This window comes from Oleiphilus sp. HI0061 (assembly GCF_001635675.1).
Window position 1 is genome coordinate 1 of record NZ_LWFE01001527.1, and the last position, 1,713, is coordinate 1,713.

The following is a 1,713-nucleotide window of genomic DNA, read 5'->3' on the forward strand; positions in this document are numbered from 1 at the left end:
ACTCTCCGGTAGCAGGGTTAAATACTGGGTAGAGGTTATTTTCGTTCTGCTCAATATTCGCCTGTTGCTCAGATGACGGAGGGGTCGTCTGTGAGTTTTCGTTATCTCTTTCTTTCGGGTTGTTTTCTGGATCAGTAGTGTCCAGACAGCCTGTTAATGATAATGCTGACGCAATCGCGACACTTAATAAGGTTTTTTTATACATGGATAAGACCTTTCCTAAACGTTGTCTCAAATAAGTAGTGGCTAGATGGTGGATGCTTGCTTGGTTTTATCTGTTTAAATTCAGCAACACACACCACCAGGCCTAAAAATTTTGACCTAGATTAAACGTAGACACGAAAAAGCAATTTGTCTAATTTTTTAGCGCAAAGAATTAGATGCACTTGCTTAGTAGCTGTAACGAATTTAACCGTCGTTTAAGCTTTGTAGGTGTGACTACAAACTCATCTTCAATCAGAGTACAATTCAGTACCCCAATAATTGATCGCTCAGAAGATGAGTGGGTGATCAGCCATGTATTAATTGATAAACACAACATGGGCCTGGCCAAAAGCTTAAGAGCCTCAGCAGTTTATTAATTAAAGAAAAACGTTAGAGAGTGACTATGACCACAATTCGTCAAGCAGATTTAATTGATAGCGTTGCAGATGCCCTGCAGTTTATCTCCTACTATCACCCAAAAGACTTTATTGATGCCGTCCATGAAGCGTATTTAAAAGAAGAGTCCCAAGCTGCTAAAGATGCAATGGCACAAATACTCATCAATTCACGTATGTGTGCAGAAGGTAAGCGACCAATTTGTCAGGATACCGGTATCGTGACTGTATTCGTTAAAGTCGGTATGGATGTGCAGTGGGATGCTGAATTAAGCCTGACTGATATGATAAATGAAGGTGTACGTCGTGCTTACACTCATCCAGATAACGTCTTACGTGCTTCAATCCTAGATGACCCTGCCGGCGCTCGTAAGAATACTAAAGACAATACACCTGCTGTGATCCACTATGAGATTGTCGAAGGCAACACTGTCGACGTCCAAGTTGCTGCAAAAGGCGGTGGTTCCGAGAATAAGTCAAAAATGGCGATGTTGAACCCTAGTGACAGTATTGTTGACTGGGTTCTGAAAACGGTTCCTACGATGGGCGCTGGCTGGTGCCCGCCAGGCATGTTGGGTATAGGCATCGGTGGTACAGCTGAAAAAGCTGCCGTGATGGCGAAAGAAGCTTTGATGGAGCCGATTGATATTCATGAGCTTCGTAAGCGTGGCCCTCAAAATCGTGTTGAAGAGTTACGTTTAGAGATTATGGATAAGGTCAACGACCTGGGTATCGGTGCTCAAGGCCTTGGTGGCTTAACAACGGTTATGGACGTAAAAATTAACGACTATCCAACGCATGCTGCATCATTGCCTGTCGTAATGATTCCAAACTGTGCTGCCACACGTCATGCTCACTTTGTGTTAGATGGCTCCGGCCCGGCATTGCAAACACCTCCAAGTCTTGAAGACTGGCCTGAGATTACTTGGGAAGCTGGCGACAGTGCTAAGCGCATTGNTTTGAATAACGTGACTAAAGAAGACGTCGCCGACCTTAAGCCGGGCGATACGGTTTTGCTTTCAGGTAAAATGCTGACTGGCCGCGATGCAGCTCATAAGAAAATGACTGAGATGCTAGCCAATGGTGAAGAGCTGCCAGTAGATTTGAAAGGCCG

At 44.4% G+C, this 1,713-nt stretch carries 2 protein-coding genes; one reads left to right on the forward strand and one right to left on the reverse strand.

Features of this window, described 5'->3' with window-relative positions; genetic code table 11:
- A partial coding sequence (locus tag A3735_RS23810) for a hypothetical protein (RefSeq protein WP_197486006.1) occupies positions 1-205 on the reverse strand: 205 nt, incomplete at its 3' end.
- A gap of 402 nt (positions 206-607) precedes the next feature.
- Between A3735_RS23810 and A3735_RS23820 the strand changes: the two genes are divergently transcribed.
- The coding region (locus A3735_RS23820) for a fumarate hydratase (RefSeq protein WP_068638787.1) at positions 608-1,713 on the forward strand (1,106 nt) is incomplete at its 3' end.